Here is a 24,976-nt window from a genome sequence, read left to right on the forward strand (position 1 = left end):
TTTTACTATTCGTGTTATTTTAAATTGAGCTTACGCTTTGGAAGCTTTTTTAAACTCTGTTGGAGTCTGTGAGGTTACTTTTTTAAAGGCAGTGTAGAATGCAGCTTTACTGTTAAAACCCACATCCAGTGATATGGCAAAAATAGTATCGGGTTTTGGCATCAGAAGCTTCTTTTTGGCTTCCTCAATCCGAAAACTGTTGATAAAGTCCGGGAAGCTCATACCCGCATTCTGATTAATAGCCTGCGAAATATGATGAACAGAGCTTCCTAATCTCTCTGAAAGGGTATTTAACTTTAAGTCGAAATCTAAAAAGAGCTGCTCTTCTTTTATCAGGATTTTTATTTCATTAAAAAGCTCCGAAGAATCTTTTAAGGATGATTTGGCATATTTCTTTTTTGCCTCTTCGGGCAGATCTTCAAAATCCCCGGAAAATGCAAATACAGGAAAATGCATGATAGAATAGGCAAAAATGAAAAAGAAAATTGCGATCAATAAGGATTCAAACTTCAAGGAAACTTCATAGTTGACAAAGCTAAACCCGGAAACCGTTTGATTTATAAAGATCCCGACCTGAAAAATAACAAACGTAATTAAGATTAGTTTTGCCCATTTGTATTTGAGTGCCTCGCTCTTATTTAAGACTAATGCTGTTGGGGCCTGTCTTAACCTGTAAAAAGCCAGGAAGAATAATAAAATATTGAATAAGCTTACCAGGAGGTATTCTATTAATAACCATTTATCATAATCGGAGGCCTTTAAAAATGTCAAAAAATCCTCCATATTTTCGTATTCAAAAAGAGGGTAAAAGAAAAACCATCTTAATAAAGTGATACCGATAATGATAAGCAACCATTTTTTAAACCTGATATTTAATTTTATTAAAAGCGCGATAAAATAGTAGAATAGAAAGCCCACCAAATGATAGAACATATATGATATTCCGAAATACCAGTTATTTCCGTCTTCACTTATGGTCGTATAATAATCAAAGGATACCAGAGTAAAATAAGATACCAGAGCAGCCAGAATATATCGAAGCCTTTTATCTTTCCCTAAACCGGATTTACGGAATAAAATAAACGCCAACAGAAATACTCCTACTGTCAGGCTTAATAAAGGCGTTATATTTAATATATTCATAGAGCAAATTTAACATTTAAACCCCATAAAAAAAACGGAGCAAAAGCTCCGCTTTTCTATAGAATGAATTCCTCTTTATACTTAAAACCAATGTACTGATACGATTTGAGAAATATCATTCTATACAAACAAACTGCATTATCCAAAAAAGAAAATCACAAGCGCATCTATGATGAGGATTACGGCTAAAATTAGCACCCAGCCCCACAGTTTCAGGTGAAAATTCTTGGCTATTACCAATTCTGCCCACCACCAAACAGTTATATACCCGATCCACAGCCACGTATTATCTATTTTGTTTATTAGCATAATGACCATTCCGATCAGAAAAACGATCATTACTGCCAGGAATTTTATGATGTCAACTTTCGATGGTTTCATTTGGATGATTTTTTTGCTTTCTGCTTCTGATGACATAAAATAAAGATGGGATCAGGTAGAGTGTTAATACAGTTGATGTGATCATTCCTCCAATGGTTACAATGGCCATCGGAATTCTGTATTCTGCCCCTGCATCTCCCAAACCGATAGCGTTTGGAAGCATTCCGAAAATAATAGCTATCGTTGTCATAATAACCGCTTTCATTTTGGTCTTACCCGAAAGAATAGTGGCATTGTAAATATCCATTTTCTTTTTACGCATTAACTGCTCGGTATAGTCATGTATCAGGATATCATCATTAACCACTAAACCGAGCAGGGTAATGATGGCCATTAAAGACATAATGTTCATGGTAGTTCCTGCAAAATACATGATCACAAAAACACCTATTAAGGCCATAGGAACGGTGGTGAATATGACCAGGGGCTGCCATAAACTTTCCATGAGCGAGGCCAGTAACATGTACATTAATAACAGTGCCAGTAAAAATGTAATCGTCATATCGGTAACGGTGTTGTCTAATTCTTCTACGTTACCTCCCCATTTGAATTCAACACCGGAGGGCAGGCTTATCTCTGTGAGTTTTGAATCGATCACAGACCGGACATCTCCCAGGATATAACCCGGAGCCAGGGTTGCACTGAACTCTGCGGTTTTAGACTTTTCCTTATGAATAATTTGAGCAGGAGCCTTTTCATAGGACACCTCGGCCAATTGCCCTACCTTGAACATTCCCGCCTGTGTATGAATGGGCAGCTGCTTAATGTCTTCTATAGAGTTGGCCTGAGAGACGGGAACCTTGATGTTTATGTTGTACTCCACATCATTTTCACTCATCACCGTAGCTTTGATCCCGGTTATAGCACTGCGGATTACCAATGCCAGTTCATTGACAGTGATCCCTAATTCGGCCAATAAACGCTTTTTAGGCTTGAACTGAAGTAAGGGAGGGCCGTTTCGCAGGCTTGATTCATAAGAAATTAAGCCTTCAACATCTTTCAGAAGATCTATAACCTGATCGTTAGCTTCGGATAGCTGCGAACTGTTGTTGGATTTTAAGGAGAATCCCAAATCCCCGCTTTCTTCGGAATTTGTGGTGGAGACCACCGGTTTTATTTCGGGAATGTCTTTGAGCTCATCCAGTATTTTCTCCCCAATTTGGGCATTCGATAACTTGCGCTCAACATTTTTGTTTAGCTTCAAAGAGATGTTGGTGTAATTGGAGCCGGTCGTAAAAGAATTTTTACTTCCCAGCATACTCAACACAGCTTTTACCTCCGGGTGTGTAGCGATCTTTTCTTCTACCAGTTTTGTTAACTCCCTGTTTTTTTCAATGGAAGTTCCCGGTTGCATTTCCAGTTCTATAAACAGATCTCCGTTATCGGATTCCGGCTCGAATTCAAATCCGATCTCTCCTAATAACCCCATGCTCATTATAAAGAAAAAGAACATCACGGCAAATAAGATCACAGGGTTCCGTTTTCTTGAGATCAATCTTCTGAGCGAATTTTCATAAAGCTCCTGAAGTCTTTCAAATGCCTTGATGATCCAATTCGAAAATCTGGAGGGTTTTGGATTATTCTTCAATAATATTGAAGCGAGCATAGGGGTTAAAGTGATGGAAACCAGAAGTGAAAAAATTGTTGCGAACGAAATGGTAAGTGCGTATTCCCTGAAGAATGCACCGACAATAGAATTCATGGAAGCGATAGGCAGGAACACCACCAGGTTAGTTCCTGTGGATGCCAAAACTGCTGTAAATACCTCCTGGGTACCTGTAACGCAAGCTTCTTTTATGGGCAGGCCTTCTTTTCTGAGGCGAAGAATATTCTCCAGAACCACAATAGAATTGGAGACCAGAGCTCCGATGGCCACTGCAAAACTCATTAACGACAGCATATTGAGGGATCCGTCGAAGAGTCTCATGGCCAGGAAATTAATGATGAGTGATACCGGAATTGAGATACTCACGATTGCGGTAGCTTTAATATTGTTTACAAATAGGAATAATACCAATCCGGTGATGATAATCCCAAGAATAACGTTCATCATGGCATCGTTTACCGAACTTTCAATATATTCTGAAGAGTCGAAAGGCAGGCTTAAGGTAACACCTTCGGGTAGATTCTTTTGAATTTCCGGAACCAGTTCCTTCACCGCTTTGGCAATGGATACCGCGTTGGCGGTACTGCTCTTCTGTACACTTATTCCAACAATATTATTGAGCTTTTTGTTCTCAATCCCATCGTAGAAGAAGGCATCGTTTTTGGATATACGGAAAGTGTCTTTTATCGTAGCGAAATCTGTCAGTTTCTTTTCCCCGTAGGGTGTGGAAATAAATGTGTTTCTGACCGATTCGACAGAACTGTATTTATTCCCTGTTTTTATAATGGACTCCCGGTCTCCGCTTACTATATCCCCTCCGGACATATCTACATTGTTGCCCTTTAGCTGGGTTGCGATCTCCGTAATATTCATTCCAAATTCATGGAGCCCGTTTTTGTCGACCTCTACGTGAATTTCACGCAATTTTCCTCCATTAAACTCAATTTTGGTAACCCCTTCAATACGTGAGATTTTGTCTTTGATCTCTCGCCTGGATATCTGATAGAGTTGGTTGGCATCTACATTTCCGGTAATTATCAGGTCTACCACAGAGCCACTATTAACACTAAAAGGAGCTAATAATGGTTTGGAACGCTTGCGCACAAAAGGCAGCTTGGCCTCTTTGGGCAAAAAAGAAACTACCAGGTCTATTTTGTTACGCAGTTCGGCCATTGCCTTGTCCTGATCTTTGTCCAGCTCAAACTGAACGATGATCATCGACATATCGGGCATGGAATAAGACTGCATGAGCTTGAGCCCGTTAATAGTAGCGACTTCCTTTTCGAGTAAATTGGTTATTTCGGTTTCCACCTCACCGGGAGTGGCTCCCGGATAGTCGGTTATTATAACCATGGCCGGGAGGTTGATCTCCGGCATTAAATTCACGGGAAGCTTTACATAAGACATTAATCCAAATAGCAATAGTGCTAGAAAAACCATGCAGGTTGTTACCGGTCTGGATACAGCAAAATTCGTAACTTTCATATCTATTCTGTTTATTCGACAATTAAGATCAGGCTGTTTCTCTCAACTTTTTCCGAACCCGCTGTAATTAATCGCTGTCCTTCCTTCAGGCCTTCGATTATTTGTGCTGAGGTTTCATTTCGCCGCCCGACTTTCACATCTTTTTCAATGGCTTTATCGTTTTCAATTATGAATACATAATTTCTTTTTCCTGTTTGTTTTAAGGATTCTACGGGGATCCAAATGCTCGAAAGTTCTTCCCTGGTTTCCAACTGAACTTCAGTACTGCCTCCTGCAAACAATACCCCTTCATTATGAAATGAGGCGGTTACCTGAAACGCTTTTCGTTTAGGGTCCATCTGAATAGAGGTTTTTGTGATTTTTCCTTTGATCCTTTGATCACCCAGATTCAGATACGCAATTGTTCCTATCTCTATTTGAGTAATATCCCGGGGTGTCACGTAAAAGTTTATATCGACTGCAGATGTTTCTGCCATACTGAATATAGCTTGCCCCGTACTCACTTCTTCGCCAATTTTGGCAGGAACCTGAGTAATAATCCCGGAAAAAGGCGCCCGGATCGTATTCATATTTTGCAATTGCTGAATTGTTTTAGTCTGAATATCCAACTGGGTTTTATAGGCTTCAACAGATACCCTGGAAACAGCACCGGCATTAAATAGTTCCTTTTGCCGTGTATAATCCTTTATGGTCTTATCCTGTTCAATCCTTGCCTGATCTATCTGTAATTGATGATTTAAGGGAGGGTATACGGCAATGATCTCACCGCGCTTTACTTTTTGACCGGGCTGAATATTTAGTTTTGTTATTACTCCCGGTTGTTGAGCTACAAAACTCGTCGATTTGGAGAACTGCAATTCTCCATAATAAGTTTTTGTTTGCTTATTAGATTCTTTTTTTAAGGTAACTGCCTTTACATTGATCCGTTCATCCTTAACTGATCCATGCCGGGTTTCCGGCCAATAACAAGCCGTCAGTATAGAACATGAAATGGCTATTATTAATAAACGTTTTATTGTTTTCATTTTTTGATCCTTTAGATTTTCTGATTTAACCGCTTAGTTTTTTTGACCCGTAATTCGTATGATCTGAAGCTGTGCTATATGTAAATCCAGATATGCATTGAGCAACTCCTGTTTGGATTGAGTGAGCCGTAACCGACTTTCCTTGAATTCGATTGTAGTGACAACACCAAGGCTTAATTGCTTTTTGAAAATCTCTATCTCATTTTCATTCAACAGAATAGTTTCCTTATGGGTTTGAATATTAGCTATGGCATTGTTGTAGTTATTCTCAGCTGTTTGAAGTTGGTTTAGTAAATTCTGTCTGGTTTTGGCAAGGTTAAACCTGGCTGTCTCTTCCTCGATCACCGCTTTTGAGATTTTGGCCCTGTTTCTGCCACCAGAAAAGATTGGCATACTAACGCCAAGCTGTAAAAAGAACAATTTGTTTGAATTATCATTGAAATTAAAATTATTGGCCTGGGCGCCGTAGTTATAAGTGGCTGCAAGGTTTAGTTTGGGGTACCAGAATTTCTTGTCTATACTGATCTGTTTATTGGCAATTTCAACTTCTTTTTTTAAGACCTGAAGCTGTGGTTGTGTTTCCAGATCTGATTCACTGGAATTTATAAGGCCATTTAATTTTATGGATTCAAGATCTTCCGTTAAAACGATATCTTCAATTAAAGGGATATCAGCTAATATCTTAAGGTCATTCAATAATTTTTTAAATTGATTTTCAGCATTTTTAAGGGTTGGAAGTGTTTTTTTGTAGAAAACCTCCGCTTGTTGCAGTTGTAAGTCGCTTGCTAAACCTTTTTCGTGAAGTTTCTTAATTTGCGCCAGCTGATCTTTTGCTAAACTTGAATTTTCAACAAGCACCTTAATGCTTTCTTTGGTGAAAATTGCCTGCCAGTACAAGGAAGAAGCCTGTGTGCTAATTTCATTGGTAAGATGCGAGTCATTTAGTTTACTGATCTCCTCCGTAAGCTTTACCACTTTGATCGCTGAGAAAACAGAGAGGTCAAAAAGGGTTTGATTTAATACAGCATTAGCATTTACACTGTTATTAAAGTTGGTTCTTAATCGCGTCAAGCCTCCATCAAAGTCGTTAATAAAGAGAAAATTTCTATTGAAGTCGCGTTGGTAAAACCCATTAATACTCACATCCGGTAATAATGCGGATCTGGCAATTTTGGTTTCCTGTTTTGATACCAGAACCTGGTTGGCACTTAGCTTTAAATCGATATTACTTTTTTTAACTAAATCGAGATATGACTTTAAGTCCAGTTCCTGAGAAAATAACAGGTTGTTAATTAATAAAAATGCACCAAAAAGTAAGGTGCTTAATAAGGGAAGTTTATCCTTCATTTGCTTCATTGTTTAGTTGTAAAATGATTACCAACATTTTCGAAGCAAAAGTAGAATCGCTTTATACTATATAAGACCGGCCCTATAAATCAAGACAAACTTATCTGTGGTAAAAGTGTCTTGAATCATCGGGAAGTATGTCTACAGGCTGATTGTCCGGGCAAACTCAAAAATCTCATGTAAACCTTATAAAAGTGAGTTTTAGATAAGGGGGAATACAAAAAAACCTCTTGAGAATTCAAGAAGTTTTTTGTAGCAGGAGCAGGGCTCGAAACTGTAACCTTCGGGTTATGAGTTTTTATTTAAAAACCCTCCCCGGCTTAAATACCTGATGATATATGCGTTGCTAATTCAGTTAGTTTTTCTTTTGCATTTGTATTTTCAGGATTTAGTTCTAAACTTTTCTGATAGTTTGCAATTGCTTTTTTGTCTTTTCCGTTTTTCATATAAGCTTCTCCTAAAGAATCGTATGCATCATAAGACCCGGGAAAAAATAATACCTCGAGTGTAAATAGGTCTATTGCTTTTTCATAAAACCCTCTTTTAATCATTTCATATCCTTTGGTATTCAGGTCAATTTCAGAAAGTTTGAATTTTGAATTGTTTATTAGTGCTTTAGCTTTGTCAATCCCTTCGTTTAGACAAGTTTTGATCACTTCTTTGGTAAAAAAATAATTATTCAGTTTGGGCGTAGCGCCTGAAATGGTTTTTTCTATAAAAAAACGAGCATCAAAAAAGCCCTGATCCAGGTCCTTATTGGTAAGAAGAATTGCGGTGTAATTCTGTTTTTCAAAAACCCTCCATTCAGCGCCCACACCAAAATGCCCTCCGCTATGTCCGTAAATTTCAGAACCCTTAGCTCCTGCAAATTGCATCCCGTATCCATACCAGCCGTCTTCCGGTTCTTTTTTCATTAAATCGGTATAATAGGTGTTTAAGAGTTCGTTATTTTTAAATGCACAAGCGAATTTATATAAGTCATTAATGGTCGAATATCCGCCACCTGCAGAACTGCCTTTTACGGCACCCATAAAGATTGTTTTTTGAAGCTGGTTTGGATTAACATCTGATAGCGTATAGTTTTCTGCTGCATTTTCAATACTGTGATCAATTTCAAAATTATCTGTGTTTTTCATACCTGCGATGGAAAAAATATTCTTTTTGATATAGTCTTCATATGACATTTTACTGACCGCTTCAATAATCCTGCCCAGTACAACATAGTTGGTGTTTCTGTAGGCAAACTCTTCATTAGGATTAAACTCCAACGGTTTGTCTTCATATAATTTTTTAAGGCTTTCCATTGTTCTGAATTGATCCTTAGTGGTGTTTAAAAAGAACTCTGAATGAAAGTAATTAGGCAATCCACTTCTGTGTTTTAGCAATAATTCTATAGTTACAGAATCTCTTGCGGTTTTATTTCCATAGTTGGGAAGAAATTTTCCTATAGGGTCCTGCAACGATAGCTTTCCTTCCTGAATTAACTGAAATATTGCAACTGATGTGAATGACTTTCCAATGGAAGCATAGGAAAATTTAGTTTCCGTATTGTTTTTAACTCCGTGCCCCAAATGAGCCAATCCGTATGCTTTTTTAAATAGAATACTATCATTTTTAGCAATTAAAACTGCTCCGCTAAATCCTTTCAGAGAATCAAGATAGTTGGCAATTTGGTCAATTTTAGAGTCTTTAAACGCTCCTGTCTTCTCCTTTGTACAGGAAAATAGTATAATTGATATCAGTATATAGGTTAGGTTCTTCATTTTATGATATTACAGTTTTTGGTTATCTTTTTTAGAATTTTATACAGTTGATCTAACTCTTTATCTGAAATAGAGTTCAATGCAGTTTCTCTGTTCCTTTTTATCATAGGCTTTAGCTTTTCTATGATTACTTTTCCTCTTTCAGTAATTTCCAGCTTGGCCTTCCGCTTGTCCTGATTATCTACCGTTTTCGTTAAGTAGTCTTTTCTCACCATTAATTTTACGATACGGGTCATAGATGCATAGTCCTTAAAAACAATATCTGCGACTTCGGTTTGAGTCATATCATTGCTTTCAAGTATCAGTAAGATCAATGCCTGGTCTACTGTAATATCAGGTACAATTTGAGAGATATTCAGCTGACTCAGTTTGCGATATGCTTTTATGGTTTCCTCAATAGAATAGAGTACTGTGGTGGTAGGTGTATTAAAATCCATATTTTATTTGATATATCAAGCAAAAATAAATAATTATTTGATATATCAAATAATTGCGCTGAATAATTTTAATTACATCAATTTGAAACAGTAAATTCCGGAGGAGAAGTTTTCTATTAAATTATATAAACCTGTTGTGTGGGGGTACTATAATATTATCCTTAACCAAATAAGGGTAGCAGTGTTTCTTGTAAGCTCCTATCTTTTTAAGTTATGAACTTGATTCATTGGTTTCGACATAAAGATTAGCTGCCATTTTATGCGACATTTTAAGCTGTTTTGTATTGATGTCGATATCCAGTAAACCATCAAAAGGTTCCTTATGCTGTATGGTGAATTTTGTACCAATAGCTATATGCTGTTTGTCCAAATATTGCAGAAAACTTGATGAAGTATCTTTTACACCGATAATCACACCGCTATCTCCCGGCTTGCATTTTGAGAGCAGAGATTTGTTCTTTTTCTCAAGGTTTCCGTTCTTATCCGGAATAGGATCGCCATGCGGATCATTTTTGGGATAACCCAGCAATTTGTCGATAGAGTCTATGAGCTTTTCACTTTTTATATGCTCCAGCTGCTCTGCAACCTCGTGTACTTCATCCCATTTAAAACCCAGGTGTTCCGCTAAAAACAATTCCCATAAACGGTGTTTCCTCACAATGTTCAGCGCTTGCTTTCTTCCGTTCTCCGTCAATCGTACACCATAATATTTCTGATAATCGACTAAATTTTTATCTGCCAGCTTTTTGATCATTTCTGTCACCGATGCAGCTTTGGCCTGTAATTGCTCGGAAAGATTGCTTGTAGCTACTCCTGCTTCACCTTCTTGTTCCAGGTGAAATATCGCTTTTAAGTAATTCTCTTCAGACTGTGTAAACATAAGATCCGTATAAAAACACAAAAATACATTTTATTAATTAAAATTAAATTATTAGGTTTGCCTAAATTTTAATTTTAATAACCCTTAGCTTTAATTTTAATCAATCTTTAAGCTGAGGCTGAAACGATGAAAACGCTATATTTTATTTTACTTTTTTCTTTTTCCATGCTATCAGCCCAGGAAAAAGAAGCTGTTGTTTATGGATCTATCACCTCAAAAGGAGAAACTGTTCCTTTCGCCAATGTATATGTAAAGGGAGGAACGTTGGGAACCACGGCCTCCGCAGATGGGAAATATGAATTAAGAATTCCCCCGGGTACCGTTACACTTGTTGTACAGGCCCAGGGATTTCGTTCACAAACTAAAGAAATTCATTTGGCCGAAGGCGACTCCCAAAAAATAGATTTTGTCCTGATCGAAGATATTCTGGGACTGGAAGAAGTTATCATAAGTGCTACCCGAAACCGTGTTGAACGTAAAACGGCACCTGTCGTGGTTTCTTCAATAAAACCCAAGTTACTCTCAGCAACGCAGTCGCTTACTTTAGCTGATGGGTTGAACTTTGCACCCGGAGTGAGGGTAGAGACTAACTGCCAGAATTGCGGTTTTACCCAGGTGCGTCTCAATGGGTTAGATGGAGCTTATACACAGGTATTGCTTAATAGCCGGCCGGTGTTTACTTCGCTTTTGGGAGTATACGGATTAGAACAGATCCCGGTTAATATCATTGAGCGTGTTGAAGTGGTACGCAGTGGTGGTTCTGCTTTGTTTGGCTCTAATGCCATAGCCGGTACGATAAATATTATAACAAAGGACCCTGTTTTGAACACATGGGAATTTGGGAGTAATCTCGCTTTGATAGACGGGGATGCGCTGGATAGAAATGTAAATTTCAATATATCTACAGTTGCCGATGATCTGAATAGTGGTGCAACTCTGTTTGGATCCTATCGCAATCGTGAAGCGTATGATGCAAATGATGATGGTTTTACCGAAATAGTTGAGTTACGTAATACTACCGTGGGAGGAAAAGCCTTTCTAAAGCCTAATGAAAGAAGCAGAGTGTCTGTAAATCTAAATGCCATAAGGGAGTATCGCCGTGGCGGAGATCGTCTTGACCTGGCACCTCAGTTTACTGATATTACGGAAGAGCTGGATCATGATACCTTTATCGGAGGTGCGGATTATGAGTTAAACAGTAAAGATTATTCTAACAAAATTCAATTATATACCTCGGCCTCTTTTACAGATAGAGATAGTTACTATGGTGGTCTGGGAGGCAGTCGAACACGTCAGGACAGTATTTTGGCCAACAATGCTTTCGGAACTACTAAAGATCTCGCTTTAGTGAACGGAGCACAGTTTACTAAAACATTTAAGAATAAGGATGTCCTCACCACTGGTATTGAATACATCTATACGGCCACTGAAGATCAAATACCGGGATATAACAGATTGATAGATCAAAGTGTGAATAATGTTGGAGGATATGTTCAGTACGAATGGAAACCTACTGATAAATTTATCCTTTTGGCCGGTACCCGATTGGACAATGTGGGTGTAAGCGGAGATTATACTATTGGAGGGATATCAAGGGGCGTAGATGTGAATCAAACTGTATTTTCTCCTCGTTTGACATTATCTTATCAGTTTACCGAAAATTTCCGCTTCAGAGGAGGATATGCCCGTGGTTTTAGAGCTCCTCAGGCTTTTAATGAAGACCTGCATATTTCCAGTGTGGGAGGGGAGCCGCAGTTTGTGATCTTATCTGATGATCTGGACACAGAATTCTCAGACGCATTCACAGGGTCGTTTAATTACTCAAAAAATATAGATCTGTTACAAATGGATTTTTTACTGGAGGGATTTTATACCACCCTGGAAAACCCTTTTACTTTGGTAAGCACCGGAGCAGTGCTGGAAAACGGATCTATACTGGAAGAGGTACGCAATGGTTCTGCTGCCAGGGTGTTTGGAGTTAATTTTGAAGTTGGGGTCTCACCTACCACTGAATGGCAATTTCAATTAGGAGGTACTTTACAGCGCACCGAATATAAAGAACCACAGGTTCTTTTTGAAAGTGACGGAACTCCGGGCGAAAGCGACGTTGCAGTGGATGAGTTTGTACGTAACCCCAATGTCTATGGTTATTTAAATGCTTCATGGATCCCTTCGGAAGCCTTTAATGTTGACCTGACCGGAACGTATACGGGAACTATGATCGTTCCAAGAGTCATTAGTGAAACAGGCTTTTTAGAACTCAACGATGTTCAGAGCTTTTTTGATCTTAATATAAAGTTAGAGTCCCATTTTCACTTGAATGAAAATTTGATGGTTACGGTCTCCGGAGGTGTTAAAAATATTTTTAACAGCTATCAGGATGATTTTGAAATAGGACCGACAAGAGATTCGGATTATATTTATGGGCCCAATGCTCCGAGAACGGTCTTTCTGGGTCTGAAATTTGGAAAAATACATTAAAAACTAATGAATATTTAGAGTTATGTATAGAAAACACTTGATTTCTTTCTGCGTTGTTCTCCTGCTGGGATACATTGGGATGGGGCAAGAGAAAGGCGTGAACTGGCTTAGTTTTGAACAACTTGAGGATTCCCTGGCCGTAAAGCCCAAAAAAGTCCTTATCGATTTTTATGCAGACTGGTGTGTTTACTGTAAAAAAATGGAAAAGGTGGCATTTCGTGATCCGGATGTTGTCTCCAGGTTGAATAATGATTACTATGTGGTAAAGATGGATGCCGAGACAACCGATACGATTTCATTTGGTGGTGGCAATTACCGCAATAAACAATTGGGAAAGAAAAGAAGACCGACCCATGAAATTGCGTTGCTATTGGCATCGCGAAAAGGTTATCCTTTTTCTTTACCGGCAGTTGTTATTCTCAATGAAAAGTTTGAAATAACCGCAAGATATTTTGAATACCTGTCTCCGGCAAAGCTGATGGAGGTTATAAATGAGTAATTTTTAATTACTGCTATTTTTTTGCCCATAGTTCTACTTCTACTATTAGATCTTCTCTAAGTGAGAGGCAAATAAAGCGATTGGTCATTTCGTGTATTTTTCTTTATCAGGAAATGCATCTCTCACATGTTCCCTTTAGCATTATTTCTACTGAATTTATTTGACGGTTTGAAATAGACGGAACGGGAATTTCCATAGACAGACACTCTATTGTACCACAATCCGTACATTGAAAGTGTGGATGTGTATCGGTGTGTTTGGTAGCTGAACAACCGTTACATTTTGCATACCATCGTAACCCATTGCTATCATTAAAAGAATGAACAACACCACTTTGCTCCAATCTGTCAAGAATGCGGTAAACTGTAGTTTTGTTCATCTGAGTGCTTAAACGATTGGTTAGATCAACAACAGATAAAGCTTCATTTTTTTGTTCAAATAAATTAATTAAGGTTTCAACCTTTTTAGTTTTTCTTCTGATCATGTCAATAAAATTAATGCAACTTAGTTGCATTTACAAAATTACATTACATTTGTTAAGAATTAGTTTTCTATGTCTTGTCAGACTTTGATGTATCATAATTAAAAGTTTAAATTATAAAAAATGGCATTAACAAAAGTAATTGCAAAATCAGATTGGGTAGGTATCATTGCAAGCGGACTATGTTTACTGCATTGTCTGGCAACCCCGTTTCTGTTTGCGGTGTATGCAAATGTCGGCTCCCATGAAGAGACCCATCCGTTTTGGTGGGGGCTTCTGGATATTGCTTTTTTGCTTCTCTCATTTTTTGCAGTGTATTGGTCAATACGAACTACATCCAAAGCATGGATTAAATATGCCTTCGGATTCTCATGGTTTTTGTTGTTGTTGATCGTGGTGAATGAGAAATTGGAATTATGGCATTTGCCGGAAGAAGTCATTTATCCCCTGACAATAGTTTTAATCGCGCTTCACTTTTATAATCATCGTTATTGTCATTGTGACCATAAGGGATGTTGTGTTAGCAATCAATAGATCAAATTTAAGGATCGTTAGATCCCCAGGGAAAGCTTTACAAAGAAAACCATATTTGCACAGCAAATATTGACTTTTTTGCACCCCTCATATCGAAGTGTAAACACTTCGTCTGGAAGCACAAAAAAACCTCTTGAATTTTCAAGAGGTTTTCTTTGTAGCGGGAACAGGACTCGAACCTGTGACCTTCGGGTTATGAGCCCGACGAGCTACCTACTGCTCTATCCCGCGATATCGGACTGCAAATATACAACCATTTTTAAATTTGACAAGGCATTACAGCTATAAAAATAGCTTTAAAGAGTTTTTTGTTTCTTCCTTCTTGTTTTTCAGGAATTTATAAAGCGGGAATTTTTTCATTCTTTTCTCCTCGTTTAATTTCATTACATTTAAATGCTAAAACTTAAACTTTGGAAATAATCAACGACTTTCTTAAAAGCCTGATCCCTTATGCTGAGTGGCTCATGCTTTTTTTTGTGATCGGAGGGGGGATCTACCTCGTATTTTTATCAAAAGGCTTTCCGTACCGTAATTTTGTCCACGCTATTAGAGTGGTTTCGGGAAAATACGACAAGTCAGATGATCCGGGGGCTATCAGTCACCTGCAGGCCCTGTCTTCTGCAGTAGCAGCAACAGTGGGCCTTGGAAATATTTCCGGAGTAGCCATCGCCATCTATAACGGAGGCCCCGGAGTGGTTTTCTGGATGTGGCTCACCGCCCTTATCGGGATGTGTATTAAGTTTTATTCCTGCGGCCTCTCGATCATGTACCGGGAAAAAGGAGAAGACGGGAAGTTCCTGGCCGGCCCCATGTATTATATCACTTCCGGAATGGGGAAGAAGGCAGGTTCCCTGGCTTATTTCTTCTGTATTGCCGGACTCGTTGGTTTCCTGGGCGTGTTTACCGTTAATCAGTTTACCCAGACCTTTATGAATGTAGTGGAGCCCAACAGTACGATTGCTGCCCTGGGCGATTTTAACTGGAAACTCACTATCGGGATCCTGCTTTCCGTATTGACATCGCTCGTGATCTTTGGTGGCTTGAAAAAGATCGCAAAAGTGGCAACTGCCATTGTTCCCTTTATGGTACTGCTGTATTTTATAGCGGTAATCGTTATTATGGCTACAAATTCCGAAAATATACTTCCGTCCTTTAAACTTATTTTTAGCGAGGCGTTTAATTTTAAAACAGCTTTCCAGGGTGGTTTCTGGGGACTGGTGATCCTCGGGGTGCGCAGGGCGGTATTCTCTAATGAATCCGGTTTGGGAAGTGCACCCATGTATCATGGGCAATCCCGTACAAAAGAACCGGTACAGGAAGGCCTGGTAGCTATGCTGGGGCCTTTTATAGATACCATTATTGTTTGTACCCTTACGGCTATTACCATCATTATTAGCGGGGCTTACCTGGAAGCGGAAAGCAACGGGATCGTGATGACCCTTATTGCCTTTAAAAAGTCGCTTTTCGGTTATGGGGATGTATTGCTGATGTTTATCGTAGCAGCTTTTGCGCTGTCTACTCTCTTTACATATTCCTATTACGGAACGCGATGCCTGAGTTTCCTTTCCAATGTCAAAATAGGAAAGTGGTTCAATATCTATTATGTGGCTACTATCACCTTTGCAGCCGTGGCATCTGTCGATCTTGTACTGAACCTGATCGATCTGGCCTATGCCCTTATGTGTATCCCGAATATGATCGCGGTCATTTATCTGGCTCCCCAGGTCAATGCATCGGTTAAGAGCTATGTTGCCAGGCTGAAAAACGGAGAAATCTAACTTAAGAGCCGGTTAAATGAACGGATAGTACTACCTTTGCGGCAAAATGAATATATGCATAAAGCCGGTTTTGTAAATATCATAGGAAACCCCAATGTGGGGAAATCTACTTTAATGAATGCGTTTGTAGGGGAGAAATTATCTATTATCACCTCCAAGGCACAAACCACCAGACACAGGATCCTCGGAATTGTAAATGGTGATGATTTTCAGGTGGTACTTTCAGATACCCCCGGAATTATCAAACCGGCCTATGAACTTCAGGAATCCATGATGGATTTTGTAAAGTCGGCTTTTGAAGATGCAGATCTGCTGATCTATATGGTAGAGATCGGAGAAAAAGAATTGAAGGACGAAGCCTTTTTCAATAAGATCAAGAAATCCTCCGTTCCCGTACTCCTCTTACTGAATAAAATTGATACTTCTTCCCAGGAAGTGCTGGAAGAGCAGATACAACTTTGGAAGGAGAAACTTCCCGAAGTAGAGATCTATCCTATTTCTGCCTTGCAGAACTTTAATGTGAAGGAAGTATTTAACAGGATCATAGAATTATTGCCGGAATCTCCTGCATTCTATCCCAAAGACCAGCTTACCGATAAGCCGGAGCGTTTTTTTGTAAATGAGACCATCAGAGAAAAGATCCTTCTTAATTATAAAAAGGAGATCCCTTATGCGGTAGAGGTGGAGACGGAAGAGTTTTTTGAGGAAGAAAAGATCATCAGGATCCGTTCGGTCATTATGGTGGAGAGAGATACCCAAAAGGGGATCATTATCGGACATAAAGGAGCAGCTCTGAAAAAAGTAGGGATGCAGGCCCGGGAAGATCTGGAAAAGTTCTTCGGAAAGCAGATCCATATAGAACTCTATGTTAAGGTCAATAAGAACTGGCGTTCCAATGCCAATCAGCTAAAGCGATTTGGCTATAATCAGAAATAATTTTTGCGATAGTAGGTGTACTGCTTACGAGATCTATGATTGATTTCCGTTTTTTAAAACCTCTTTCATAAAACTGTAAAGCTCCTGCATCTGGGGTTTGCCTTTGGCTTTTCCCATCCTTCCGAAGAGGTACAGTGTAAACCACATGATTACCATAAATATCATGGCAGCTACCTGAATGCCATAGGATTGTTCCAGCGACCAGTTAGAATAAGCCCAGATCCCGAAAATAACAAAGAGGGTAGCCAGCCCGAAGTGAAGGAACATAAAAAAGGTCCACAGCGAAGGATTGGGGCCAAAAAGCCCGTATAATCTGCTTCCGCCACCGTCGGATTCATTGATCTCAAGCTGAAGCTGAGGCGACCAGAAATGGGCCTTTTCTTCCCCGAACTTGATAAAAATATGATCATCTATCCGTTTCAGCCTGTAATTCTCACCTTTTGTATGCTCAAAAGCCTGCAGCACATTTTCCTTCGGATCGGAGAGCTCCAGTTGAAAGCGGGGTCTCAGGACAATATCGTTTGATAAAGTTTTCACGCCTATAAATAATTTGAGAATCAAGGTAGTGTTTTTTCTTCAGATATAAATATTACCTTTGCGCCATCAAAAAAAATGAGTATGAGTGCTATTGTAGCTATAGTGGGAAGGCCCAATGTTGGAAAATCTACGCTTTTTAATCGCCTGATAAAGCGCAGAGAGGCTATTGTAGATGCGGTAAGCGGTGTTACCCGCGACAGGCATTACGGTAAAAGCGACTGGAATGGGAAAGAGTTCTCACTCATAGATACAGGAGGATATGTGGTTGGAAGTGATGATATTTTTGAAAAAGAGATCGATAAACAGGTAGAGCTGGCGATCGACGAGGCCGATGTCATTGTTTTTGTAGTAGATGTGGAAACCGGACTTACCGGGATGGATGAAGATGTGGCACAGTTGTTAAGGCAGGCCAAAAAACCTATTTTTCTGGCAGTAAACAAGGTGGATAATGCCCAGAGACAGGCAGATGCGGTTGAATTCTATTCCCTCGGATTGGGAGAACTTTACAATATATCCAGTATTAACGGTAGCGGAACCGGAGAACTGCTGGATGCTCTGGTAGAATCCCTTCCGGAGAAGGAGGAAAAAGAAGATGACGGACTGCCGCGCTTTGCAGTAGTGGGAAGACCGAATGCAGGAAAATCGTCCTTTATCAATGCACTTATTGGAGAAGAGCGGAATATAGTAACCGATATTGCGGGAACCACCCGGGATAGTATAGATACCAAATACAACCGTTTCGGTTTTGAATTTAACCTGGTAGATACTGCCGGGATACGCAGAAAGGCCAAGGTTAAGGAAGACCTGGAGTTTTATTCTGTTATGCGCTCTGTAAGAGCCATTGAACACAGTGATGTATGTCTGCTTGTAGTAGATGCTACCCGTGGTTTTGAAGGGCAGGACCTCAATATTTTCTGGCTGGCCGAACGCAACAAAAAAGGGATCGTTATCCTGGTAAACAAATGGGATCTTGTAGAAAAGGAAACCAATACCACCAAAGCGTTTGAAGAGAATATAAGAAAGCAGATAGAACCCTTTACGGATGTGCCGATCGTTTTTATTTCGTCTCTTACCAAACAGAGAGTTTATAAAGCAATAGAAACGGCTGTGGAAATATTTAACAACAGGTCAGTACGTATCCCGACCCATAAGCTGAACGATACCATGCTGCCTATCATAGAGCATACTCCTCCGCCTTCAATAAAAGGGAAATATGTGAAGATCAAGTTCTGCACACAGTTACCAACTCCAACTCCTCAGTTTGCCTTCTTTGCAAACCTTCCTCAGTATGTAAAGGATCCGTACAGGCGTTTTATTGAAAATAAACTTAGGAAAGAGTTTGATTTTCATGGAGTTCCTATTCAGATCTATTTCAGGAAGAAATAGTTAAAGTTGTATTAAAAACAGGCGAATTATTGTTGCCTTACTTCTTTTTGAGTTACTTTTCTCACACTTAACAAACCTTAATAAGCAATGATCGATAAAGTAATACTAAAAGGAAGCCCCTTTTTCTCTCCGAAATATTTTTTGAGACAGATCGGATTTTTTTGAGTTATAAAAGTAGTTTTCGTGTCATATAAGACCCGTGTTTTGCGGACTTATAGCTGAGAAATTATTCATCAATATTATAACTACAAAAAAATGAGATCCATACTGTTTGCATTTTTCCTGTCACTCAGTCTTTTATCCTATTCCCAGGAATACAAAATAACCGGAGCAATTGCCGATAAAGCCAATAATCAACCTTTGGAAGCTGCAACCATTTACGCAGAGACCATTAAGGACAGTACCCTTATTTCCTATACGATCACCAATCAGAAAGGACTTTTTGAACTGGAATTTAAAACGGGAGAAAAGACGGTCAACCTCTTTATCTCCTTCAATGGTTTTTCTACGATCAGGAAGCAGTTAGATCTGGATAAAAACGATATTGATCTTCAGACTATTTTACTGGAACAAAGGGCGGTAGAGTTGAGCGGAGTGGACCTGGTAGGAGAACGTTCTCCCATCACCATAAAAAAAGATACCCTGGAATTCAATGCCGATTCTTTTAAGGCCAGGCCCGATGCCAATGTGGAAGACCTCCTCAAAAAATTACCGGGAGTAGAGGTAGATAGCGACGGAAAGATAACGGTGAACGGCCGGGAGGTGAATCAGATCCTGGTAAATGGGAAACCGTTTTTTGGTAACGATACCAATATTGCTACCAAAAACCTTCCGAAGGAAATTGTAGATAAGATCCAGGTGGTAGATACCAAGACCGATACGGAAAAGTTTACCGGAAAAGAAAGTGATTCTGAGAACAAGACCATCAATATCACCATAAAAAAAGATAAAAATAAAGGACTTTTCGGCCGGCTTACCGGGGGTTATGGTACGGATGAACGCTACCAGCTTAGCGGGATCGTCAATTCCTTTAACGATAAGCAGCGACTCAGTGTCCTGGCCAGTTCCAACAATATAAACAGCGCGGGTTTTTCCTTTGATGAGGTGTATGATGCCATTGGAAGAGGAGCTAATAGTGTTTCCGTTTCCAGCGGAGGGAACTTCAATATCGGAGGACTCGCTTTTGGTTTCGGGCAGGGGATCACTACTTCCTCTAATATCGGAGGAAACTATGCCAATTCGTTTAAGGATGATAAAATAGATCTCAATGCTGACTATTTTTATGCCAACAGTGACTCCTTTAACGATACGAGGACATCGAGGGAAAACATCCTTCCTGATGGCAGTTTCTTTACGGACAGTGAGACAAATTTTGATGGAAATTCTAATTCGCACCGGGCAAGCTCCCGCTTTGCATTCGAAATAGATTCAACCCTTAAGATCACCTTAAGGCCTCGTTTAAATGTTACGGATGCCAATTCGGTAAACATAAGGAATGAGACTTCCAGTGATGATACCGGAAATCTGATCAACCGTAGTTTTTCACGTAACAACAGTGAAACGGATCAAAGGGATTTTAATAACGAATTATCCGTAATTAAACGCTTTGGGAAAAAGGGAAGTTTTTTGAAGTTCGGACTTGAAAACCGGATCCTGGAAAACGAAGGATTCTCTCTTTTTAATTCGGAAAATGAGATTTTTGGAAATACCCCTTCCACGGAGACGGTAAATCAGATCACCAATACCGATGCGACTACCACAGGCTGGCAGGCCGATATTGAATACAGGCAGGCTCTGAAAGAGAATCTTTTCCTGGATATCGCCTATGCATACGATGTGAATAAGAACGATAATGAGCGCCTGGTCTTTGATTTTGACCCGAATACCAACGATTTTACCCTTTTTAATGATCAGCTGAGTTCCGATTTTAATTTTAGAAATACTCAGCAGCGCCCTTCTCTGGGAATTAATTATGAAGGGAAAAAAATCAGATTCGGTGTTACCGGAAGGTTTGTGCATACGGCCCTGGAAAATAATGACGAGCTGCAGGACACGGATTTCGAAAGAGATTTTAACGATATACTTTTTAATGCGCGTTTCCGCTACCGGAACAAAACCAAAAGTCTGAATATAAACTACCGGGCAACCACGGTCATCCCCCAGGTGAGTCAGTTGCAGCCCATAGATAATATTACAAATCCGCTAAACATCATCACCGGTAACCCGGACCTGGAACCTACCATTAATCACAGGATATTCCTGAATTTAAATAATTTCGACTGGAAGACCAGAAGCGGGGTCTTTATATACGGAAACCTGACCATAGATGAAGATAGGATCGTTACAACTACCGTTACCGATGAGAATTTTATAAGACGGACCACCTATGAAAATATAAGCGGAAATTACAGCATGAATGGAGGAGGTTCCTGGAGCAAACGGATCAAAAAAGACAGTGTTTATACGGCTCGGATAAGATTGGGAGCTTTTGCCACCTTTAATAACACCCTGAATTTTAACAACGGATTGAGGCTAAACACCAAACGCTTTAATATAAACCCCAATGCGAGTATCAATTTTAACTTTAAGGAGCAACTGGAAATAGAACCTTCATACAGGATCTCCTATAATACAACAAGTTATAATATAGATACTTTCGAGGATGTGAATTTTGTAACGCATAACTTCGGGCTTAAGACCACTACATACTGGCCTAAGAACCTGATATGGGGAAATGATATTACCTATACCTTTAACGGGAGTATAGCCGATGGATTCCAGCGGAGTTCCGTATTCTGGAATATGAGCCTGGGGCTAAAAATGCTCAAGGAACAGGGAACCCTGAAGGTGCTTGCCTATGATCTGCTGAACCAGAATATCAATACCAGAAGAACGGTTACCCAGGACTTTATTCAGGATACACAAGGAACCGTACTGCAGCGTTATTTCCTTCTGAGTTTTACCTGGAAGTTCGATAAGTTCGGTACCGGTAAGAAAAGAAGAGGAAGGGGAGGAGTTAGATTCTTCTAAAAAAATACAGAGAGTCGCCAAAAGGCGGCTTTTTTGTTACCAGCCACCGCTGGCACCGCCACCTCCAAAGCCTCCACCACCGAAGCCTCCGCTAAAGCCACCACCTCCAAAGCCACCGCCGAAACCGCCTCCGGAAGAAGATCCTCCGTATCCGCCTCGGCCCAGATTGCTAAGGATGATCACATCCAGAAGAGAACCTGTCGATCTTCCGCCACCTCTGCCGTTACCGCCTTTCCCTCTGCCTCTGAAGAGGGCGATAAGGATCGCAATAAAAATAAAGATCATAAAAGGGATGATCGCTAAAAAAGGCTTAAGACTCACTTTGTTATTACGGCCACTTCCCTGATATTCTCCCTGTAACACTTTAAATATAGCGTCTGCCCCGCGGTCCAGGCCGGCATAGTAATCATTGCGCTTAAATTCGGGGATGATTTCGGTGTCTATGATTCGTTTTGATAAAGCATCGGTAAGCAGGTGTTCCACCCCATATCCGGTTGAAATAGCGATTTTCCTGTCATCTTTGGCAAGCAGGATAAGAACACCATTATCTTCTTTGGCCTGTCCTATTCCCCATTTATGCCCCCATTGGGCGCCCAGGTAATTGATGTTTTCTCCTTTGGTGGATGAAATTATGGCAACAACAATCTGGGTAGAAGTAGTATCTGAATATCTCAGAAGTTTTTCCTTGAGCCTTGCCTCTCTCGATTCATTCAGAAGATCGATATAGTCATAAACACTGGTTTGTTCCGAAGGCTTTTGAGGAATTTCATATTGTCCGAAAGCTAATTGTAAGCTACAGAGACAACTGGTTAGAAAAAGGAATAAACCTTTATTTTTTAAGATTGTTTGCATTTATCCTTTTGAAATTTCGTCAGATAATTCGTTTTGGTCGCCGTGATGCCATGGAAAGTGCTCCTGTAGTTGTTCTCCGGCTTTTATAACACCTTCTACCAGTCCGGTCTTAAAATCGCCTTTTCTGAAATGAGAAGCGATCACATCCCGGGTGCTGTTCCAGAAATTCTCCGGAACCACTTCATTAATGCCCTTGTCTCCGTAGATCACAAAAGCGCGATCTTCTACAGCTACATAAATAAGGACGCCATTGGCATCTTTGGTATTGTCCATTTTAAGCCAGTGGAAAATTTCCATAGCGTGCTCCATATGATCTTTGGAAGTACTTTTTTCTATATGAACCCGGATCTCACCTGAAGTATTGCGCTCGGCGATCCTGATAGCTTCTACGATCTCCTGTTCTTCCTTTGCCGAAAGAAAATCTTCAACTTTTGACATTTTTATTTAAAATTAAAATCGACATCCGGAGCTTTTTCAGATCCAGGATCTGCCTTATAGCGGGCCATCTCATCAAAACCAAACATTCCTGCAAAAATATTATTCGGGAATATTTTAATGTGTTTGTTGAAAATATTTACAGACTCATTAAAACGATCTCTTGCCACATTGATCCTGTTCTCCGTGCCCTCCAGTTGTGATTGCAGTTCCAGGAAGTTACGGTTGGCTTTAAGGTCCGGATATCTCTCAACAGTGACCAGTAATCTCGACAAAGCAGAAGACAATCCTGTCTGTGCCTCCTGAAACGCTGCAAGTTGCTCTGCATTGATATTTGTCGGATCTATGGTCGTAGAAGTAGCTTTAGCCCTGGCTTCTATTACCGAAGTAAGGGTGGTCTTTTCGAAATCTGCCGCTCCCTGAACGGTTTTTACCAGATTTCCTATCAGGTCGTTCCTGCGTTGATAAGCACTTTCTACATTAGACCAACTTGTTTTGGCATCTTCTTCATAAACGACGGCTTTGTTATTAACTCTGTATCCTATAAATAACCCTATAACGCCTATTAAAATAATTCCAATAATAGATATTCCCAGGCATCCTATTCCGGCTATAGCTCTTTTCTTCATGTTTGTTGATTTGTTAAAGTTGTTTTTTGATCTTAAGCAATTCGGTTTTGATACCTTCCAATTTACGAATAATCTCAAAATTAGAAAGTATTTTCTTCTTTTCCTCTTTCAGGTGTAATTTGGCACCTTCCAGGGTAAAACCGCGCTCTTTTACCAGGTGATAGATCAGTTGCAGATTTTTAATGTCTTCCTGTGTAAATTTCCGGTTGCCCTTGGCGTTCTTTTTAGGTTTAAGCACATCAAACTCCTTTTCCCAGAAACGTATGAGGGAAGTATTGACCTTAAAGGCCTTCGCTACCTCTCCAATGCCATAGTATCTCTTTTCAGGAAGCTCTATATGCATTTTTTAATCTAAAGATTGGTTTTCCTGGGTAGCTAACTGAAGCATTGCTTTAAACTCATCGGTAGATAAACTGCCGTAGTAGAAGTTAATAGGATTGATACGCTGGCCGTCCTTAAAGATCTCGTAGTGCAGGTGAGGTGCCTGAGAACGCCCCGTACTTCCAACAAACCCAATAATATCGCCGCGTTTTACTTTCTGTCCGCGTTTTACATTGTATTTGCTCAAGTGGGCGTATAAACTCGTATACCCATAACCATGATCGATACGGATATGCTTCCCGTAACCAGAAGAACCGTTGTCGGCTCTTTTTACAACTCCGTCACCCGAAGCGTAGATCGGAGTACCTCGTGGAGCAGTAAAATCCATTCCCCAGTGCATTTTTCTGGCCTTGGTAAAAGGGTCACTTCTCCATCCGAAACCGGATGCCATTCTACTGAGCTCTTCGTTACTTACGGGCTGGATTGCAGGAATAGCAGCCAGTAACTGTTCTTTTTCTGCTCCCAGCTTTGCAATCTCATCCAGCGATCTGGATTGTATGACCATTCGCTTCTGAAGGATCTCCAGGCGTTTGGTGGTTTCTATAATAATATCAGAATTGTTATAACCTTCGAGGGATGCATATCGGTTTACCCCTCCGAAACCAGCTTTACGCTGCTCTTCCGGAATAGGATTTGCCTCGAAATAGATCCGGTAAATATTGTTATCCCTTTCTTCAATATTTGTCAGTACCTCAGACATTTGCTTTAGCTTCCTGTCAAGGTGCTCAAACTGGAATTCCAGATTTTTAAGTTCACGCCTCTGAGATAATTCTCTTGGCGTACTGACAAAATTCAAATTCATCAAGGCAAGAACTATTATTGCGCCAAAAAACGCAGCAGCCGTAAGAAACAGTGCAATATTCCTTATTTTTCGGCTCTTTTTGGGCTCTATCTTCCTATAAGAAAGCGTTTCTGAATCGTAATAATATTTTACCTTCGACATAACTTAA

General features: G+C 39.9%; 22 protein-coding genes and 1 tRNA gene. 7 read left to right on the forward strand and 16 right to left on the reverse strand.

Annotated elements, in window-relative coordinates; all coding sequences use genetic code 11:
- Positions 1-30: 30 nt before the first annotated feature.
- From GWK08_RS15585 to GWK08_RS15620, 8 genes are all read right to left on the reverse strand, one after another.
- Positions 31-1,143: a helix-turn-helix domain-containing protein gene (locus GWK08_RS15585; protein ID WP_163608155.1), complete on the reverse strand. Its 1,113-nt coding sequence runs from the start codon at positions 1,141-1,143 to the stop codon at positions 31-33.
- Positions 1,144-1,281: 138 nt separating this feature from the next.
- A complete protein-coding gene (locus GWK08_RS15590) occupies positions 1,282-1,524 on the reverse strand; it encodes a hypothetical protein (RefSeq protein WP_163608156.1) in 243 nt (80 codons plus the stop codon).
- Positions 1,505-4,615 (reverse strand): efflux RND transporter permease subunit, encoded by a 3,111-nt coding sequence (locus GWK08_RS15595; RefSeq protein WP_163608157.1) that lies wholly within the window; start codon positions 4,613-4,615, stop codon positions 1,505-1,507. Before GWK08_RS15595 ends, GWK08_RS15590 begins: the two co-directional genes overlap by 20 nt.
- Before the next feature lie 11 nt (positions 4,616-4,626).
- Positions 4,627-5,640, reverse strand: a complete 1,014-nt coding sequence (locus GWK08_RS15600) for an efflux RND transporter periplasmic adaptor subunit (protein WP_163608158.1) — start codon at positions 5,638-5,640, stop codon at positions 4,627-4,629.
- Between the two features lie 33 nt (positions 5,641-5,673).
- Positions 5,674-6,987: a TolC family protein gene (locus GWK08_RS15605; protein WP_163608159.1), complete on the reverse strand. Its 1,314-nt coding sequence runs from the start codon at positions 6,985-6,987 to the stop codon at positions 5,674-5,676.
- 320 nt (positions 6,988-7,307) lie between these two features.
- A complete protein-coding gene (locus GWK08_RS15610; protein ID WP_163608160.1) occupies positions 7,308-8,750 on the reverse strand; it encodes a serine hydrolase in 1,443 nt (480 codons plus the stop codon).
- Positions 8,747-9,187, reverse strand: coding sequence for a MarR family winged helix-turn-helix transcriptional regulator (locus GWK08_RS15615; protein ID WP_163608161.1), 441 nt, complete (start codon positions 9,185-9,187; stop codon positions 8,747-8,749). Before GWK08_RS15615 ends, GWK08_RS15610 begins: the two co-directional genes overlap by 4 nt.
- Before the next feature lie 211 nt (positions 9,188-9,398).
- The gene (locus GWK08_RS15620) at positions 9,399-10,067 is read right to left on the reverse strand and encodes a metal-dependent transcriptional regulator (RefSeq protein WP_163608162.1); all 669 of its coding nucleotides are present in this window, start codon (positions 10,065-10,067) and stop codon (positions 9,399-9,401) included.
- Between the two features lie 126 nt (positions 10,068-10,193).
- Between GWK08_RS15620 and GWK08_RS15625 the strand changes: the two genes are divergently transcribed.
- Entirely contained in the window at positions 10,194-12,548 is a 2,355-nt protein-coding gene (locus tag GWK08_RS15625; RefSeq protein WP_163608163.1) for a TonB-dependent receptor, read from the forward strand.
- Positions 12,549-12,570: 22 nt separating this feature from the next.
- Entirely contained in the window at positions 12,571-13,047 is a 477-nt protein-coding gene (locus tag GWK08_RS15630) for a thioredoxin family protein (RefSeq protein WP_163608164.1), read from the forward strand.
- Between the two features lie 106 nt (positions 13,048-13,153).
- On the opposite strand, the gene GWK08_RS15635 is transcribed toward GWK08_RS15630, so the two are convergent.
- A complete protein-coding gene (locus GWK08_RS15635) occupies positions 13,154-13,531 on the reverse strand; it encodes a Fur family transcriptional regulator (protein ID WP_163608165.1) in 378 nt (125 codons plus the stop codon).
- 120 nt (positions 13,532-13,651) lie between these two features.
- Between GWK08_RS15635 and GWK08_RS15640 the strand changes: the two genes are divergently transcribed.
- Positions 13,652-14,062 carry a MerC domain-containing protein gene (locus GWK08_RS15640; protein WP_163608166.1) on the forward strand — a complete coding sequence of 137 codons (411 nt, stop codon included), beginning with the start codon at positions 13,652-13,654 and terminating at the stop codon, positions 14,060-14,062.
- 158 nt (positions 14,063-14,220) lie between these two features.
- Here the strand turns inward: GWK08_RS15640 and GWK08_RS15645 are convergent.
- Positions 14,221-14,293 (reverse strand) — tRNA-Met (locus GWK08_RS15645).
- Positions 14,294-14,472: 179 nt separating this feature from the next.
- On the opposite strand from GWK08_RS15645, the gene GWK08_RS15650 reads away from it, so the two are divergent.
- Positions 14,473-15,840, forward strand: coding sequence for an alanine/glycine:cation symporter family protein (locus tag GWK08_RS15650; protein WP_163608167.1), 1,368 nt, complete (start codon positions 14,473-14,475; stop codon positions 15,838-15,840).
- A gap of 54 nt (positions 15,841-15,894) precedes the next feature.
- Complete coding sequence (gene era / locus GWK08_RS15655; RefSeq protein WP_163608168.1) at positions 15,895-16,776, forward strand: GTPase Era; 882 nt, start codon at positions 15,895-15,897, stop codon at positions 16,774-16,776.
- Positions 16,777-16,809: 33 nt separating this feature from the next.
- On the opposite strand, the gene GWK08_RS15660 is transcribed toward era, so the two are convergent.
- Positions 16,810-17,313 carry a GTP-binding protein gene (locus tag GWK08_RS15660; protein WP_163608169.1) on the reverse strand — a complete coding sequence of 168 codons (504 nt, stop codon included), beginning with the start codon at positions 17,311-17,313 and terminating at the stop codon, positions 16,810-16,812.
- Between the two features lie 81 nt (positions 17,314-17,394).
- On the opposite strand from GWK08_RS15660, the gene der reads away from it, so the two are divergent.
- Together der and GWK08_RS15670 are read left to right on the forward strand one after the other, a co-directional pair.
- The gene (gene der, locus GWK08_RS15665) at positions 17,395-18,699 is read left to right on the forward strand and encodes a ribosome biogenesis GTPase Der (protein ID WP_163608170.1); all 1,305 of its coding nucleotides are present in this window, start codon (positions 17,395-17,397) and stop codon (positions 18,697-18,699) included.
- A 255-nt stretch (positions 18,700-18,954) separates the two neighbouring features.
- Positions 18,955-21,729 carry an outer membrane beta-barrel protein gene (locus tag GWK08_RS15670; RefSeq protein ID WP_163608171.1) on the forward strand — a complete coding sequence of 925 codons (2,775 nt, stop codon included), beginning with the start codon at positions 18,955-18,957 and terminating at the stop codon, positions 21,727-21,729.
- A 36-nt stretch (positions 21,730-21,765) separates the two neighbouring features.
- On the opposite strand, the gene GWK08_RS15675 is transcribed toward GWK08_RS15670, so the two are convergent.
- Genes GWK08_RS15675 through GWK08_RS15695 form a run of 5 tightly spaced genes read right to left on the reverse strand, consistent with a single transcriptional unit; the run spans position 21,766 to position 24,969 of the window.
- Positions 21,766-22,581 carry a TPM domain-containing protein gene (locus tag GWK08_RS15675; protein ID WP_163608172.1) on the reverse strand — a complete coding sequence of 272 codons (816 nt, stop codon included), beginning with the start codon at positions 22,579-22,581 and terminating at the stop codon, positions 21,766-21,768.
- Entirely contained in the window at positions 22,582-23,019 is a 438-nt protein-coding gene (locus tag GWK08_RS15680; protein WP_163608173.1) for a TPM domain-containing protein, read from the reverse strand.
- 2 nt (positions 23,020-23,021) lie between these two features.
- Positions 23,022-23,645: a LemA family protein gene (locus GWK08_RS15685; RefSeq protein ID WP_163608174.1), complete on the reverse strand. Its 624-nt coding sequence runs from the start codon at positions 23,643-23,645 to the stop codon at positions 23,022-23,024.
- A gap of 13 nt (positions 23,646-23,658) precedes the next feature.
- Positions 23,659-23,988 carry a MerR family transcriptional regulator gene (locus GWK08_RS15690; protein ID WP_163608175.1) on the reverse strand — a complete coding sequence of 110 codons (330 nt, stop codon included), beginning with the start codon at positions 23,986-23,988 and terminating at the stop codon, positions 23,659-23,661.
- Between the two features lie 3 nt (positions 23,989-23,991).
- A complete protein-coding gene (locus GWK08_RS15695) occupies positions 23,992-24,969 on the reverse strand; it encodes a peptidoglycan DD-metalloendopeptidase family protein (protein ID WP_163608176.1) in 978 nt (325 codons plus the stop codon).
- Positions 24,970-24,976: the final 7 nt, after the last annotated feature.

It is taken from the genome of Leptobacterium flavescens, from assembly GCF_010671605.1.
Classification (GTDB): Bacteria; Bacteroidota; Bacteroidia; order Flavobacteriales; family Flavobacteriaceae; genus Leptobacterium; species Leptobacterium flavescens.

Bases quoted from the DNA above. Each gene is read 5' to 3' on its own strand.
- GWK08_RS15585 (WP_163608155.1), bottom strand. From the start codon at position 1,143: ATGAATATATTAAATATAACGCCTTTATTAAGCCTGACAGTAGGAGTA.
- GWK08_RS15590 (WP_163608156.1), bottom strand. From the start codon at position 1,524: ATGAAACCATCGAAAGTTGACATCATAAAATTCCTGGCAGTAATGATC.
- GWK08_RS15595 (WP_163608157.1), bottom strand. From the start codon at position 4,615: ATGAAAGTTACGAATTTTGCTGTATCCAGACCGGTAACAACCTGCATG.
- GWK08_RS15600 (WP_163608158.1), bottom strand. From the start codon at position 5,640: ATGAAAACAATAAAACGTTTATTAATAATAGCCATTTCATGTTCTATA.
- GWK08_RS15605 (WP_163608159.1), bottom strand. From the start codon at position 6,987: ATGAAGGATAAACTTCCCTTATTAAGCACCTTACTTTTTGGTGCATTT.
- GWK08_RS15610 (WP_163608160.1), bottom strand. From the start codon at position 8,750: ATGAAGAACCTAACCTATATACTGATATCAATTATACTATTTTCCTGT.
- GWK08_RS15615 (WP_163608161.1), bottom strand. From the start codon at position 9,187: ATGGATTTTAATACACCTACCACCACAGTACTCTATTCTATTGAGGAA.
- GWK08_RS15620 (WP_163608162.1), bottom strand. From the start codon at position 10,067: ATGTTTACACAGTCTGAAGAGAATTACTTAAAAGCGATATTTCACCTG.
- GWK08_RS15625 (WP_163608163.1), top strand. From the start codon at position 10,194: ATGAAAACGCTATATTTTATTTTACTTTTTTCTTTTTCCATGCTATCA.
- GWK08_RS15630 (WP_163608164.1), top strand. From the start codon at position 12,571: ATGTATAGAAAACACTTGATTTCTTTCTGCGTTGTTCTCCTGCTGGGA.
- GWK08_RS15635 (WP_163608165.1), bottom strand. From the start codon at position 13,531: ATGATCAGAAGAAAAACTAAAAAGGTTGAAACCTTAATTAATTTATTT.
- GWK08_RS15640 (WP_163608166.1), top strand. From the start codon at position 13,652: ATGGCATTAACAAAAGTAATTGCAAAATCAGATTGGGTAGGTATCATT.
- era (WP_163608168.1), top strand. From the start codon at position 15,895: ATGCATAAAGCCGGTTTTGTAAATATCATAGGAAACCCCAATGTGGGG.
- der (WP_163608170.1), top strand. From the start codon at position 17,395: ATGAGTGCTATTGTAGCTATAGTGGGAAGGCCCAATGTTGGAAAATCT.
- GWK08_RS15670 (WP_163608171.1), top strand. From the start codon at position 18,955: ATGAGATCCATACTGTTTGCATTTTTCCTGTCACTCAGTCTTTTATCC.
- GWK08_RS15675 (WP_163608172.1), bottom strand. From the start codon at position 22,581: ATGCAAACAATCTTAAAAAATAAAGGTTTATTCCTTTTTCTAACCAGT.
- GWK08_RS15680 (WP_163608173.1), bottom strand. From the start codon at position 23,019: ATGTCAAAAGTTGAAGATTTTCTTTCGGCAAAGGAAGAACAGGAGATC.
- GWK08_RS15685 (WP_163608174.1), bottom strand. From the start codon at position 23,645: ATGAAGAAAAGAGCTATAGCCGGAATAGGATGCCTGGGAATATCTATT.
- GWK08_RS15690 (WP_163608175.1), bottom strand. From the start codon at position 23,988: ATGCATATAGAGCTTCCTGAAAAGAGATACTATGGCATTGGAGAGGTA.
- GWK08_RS15695 (WP_163608176.1), bottom strand. From the start codon at position 24,969: ATGTCGAAGGTAAAATATTATTACGATTCAGAAACGCTTTCTTATAGG.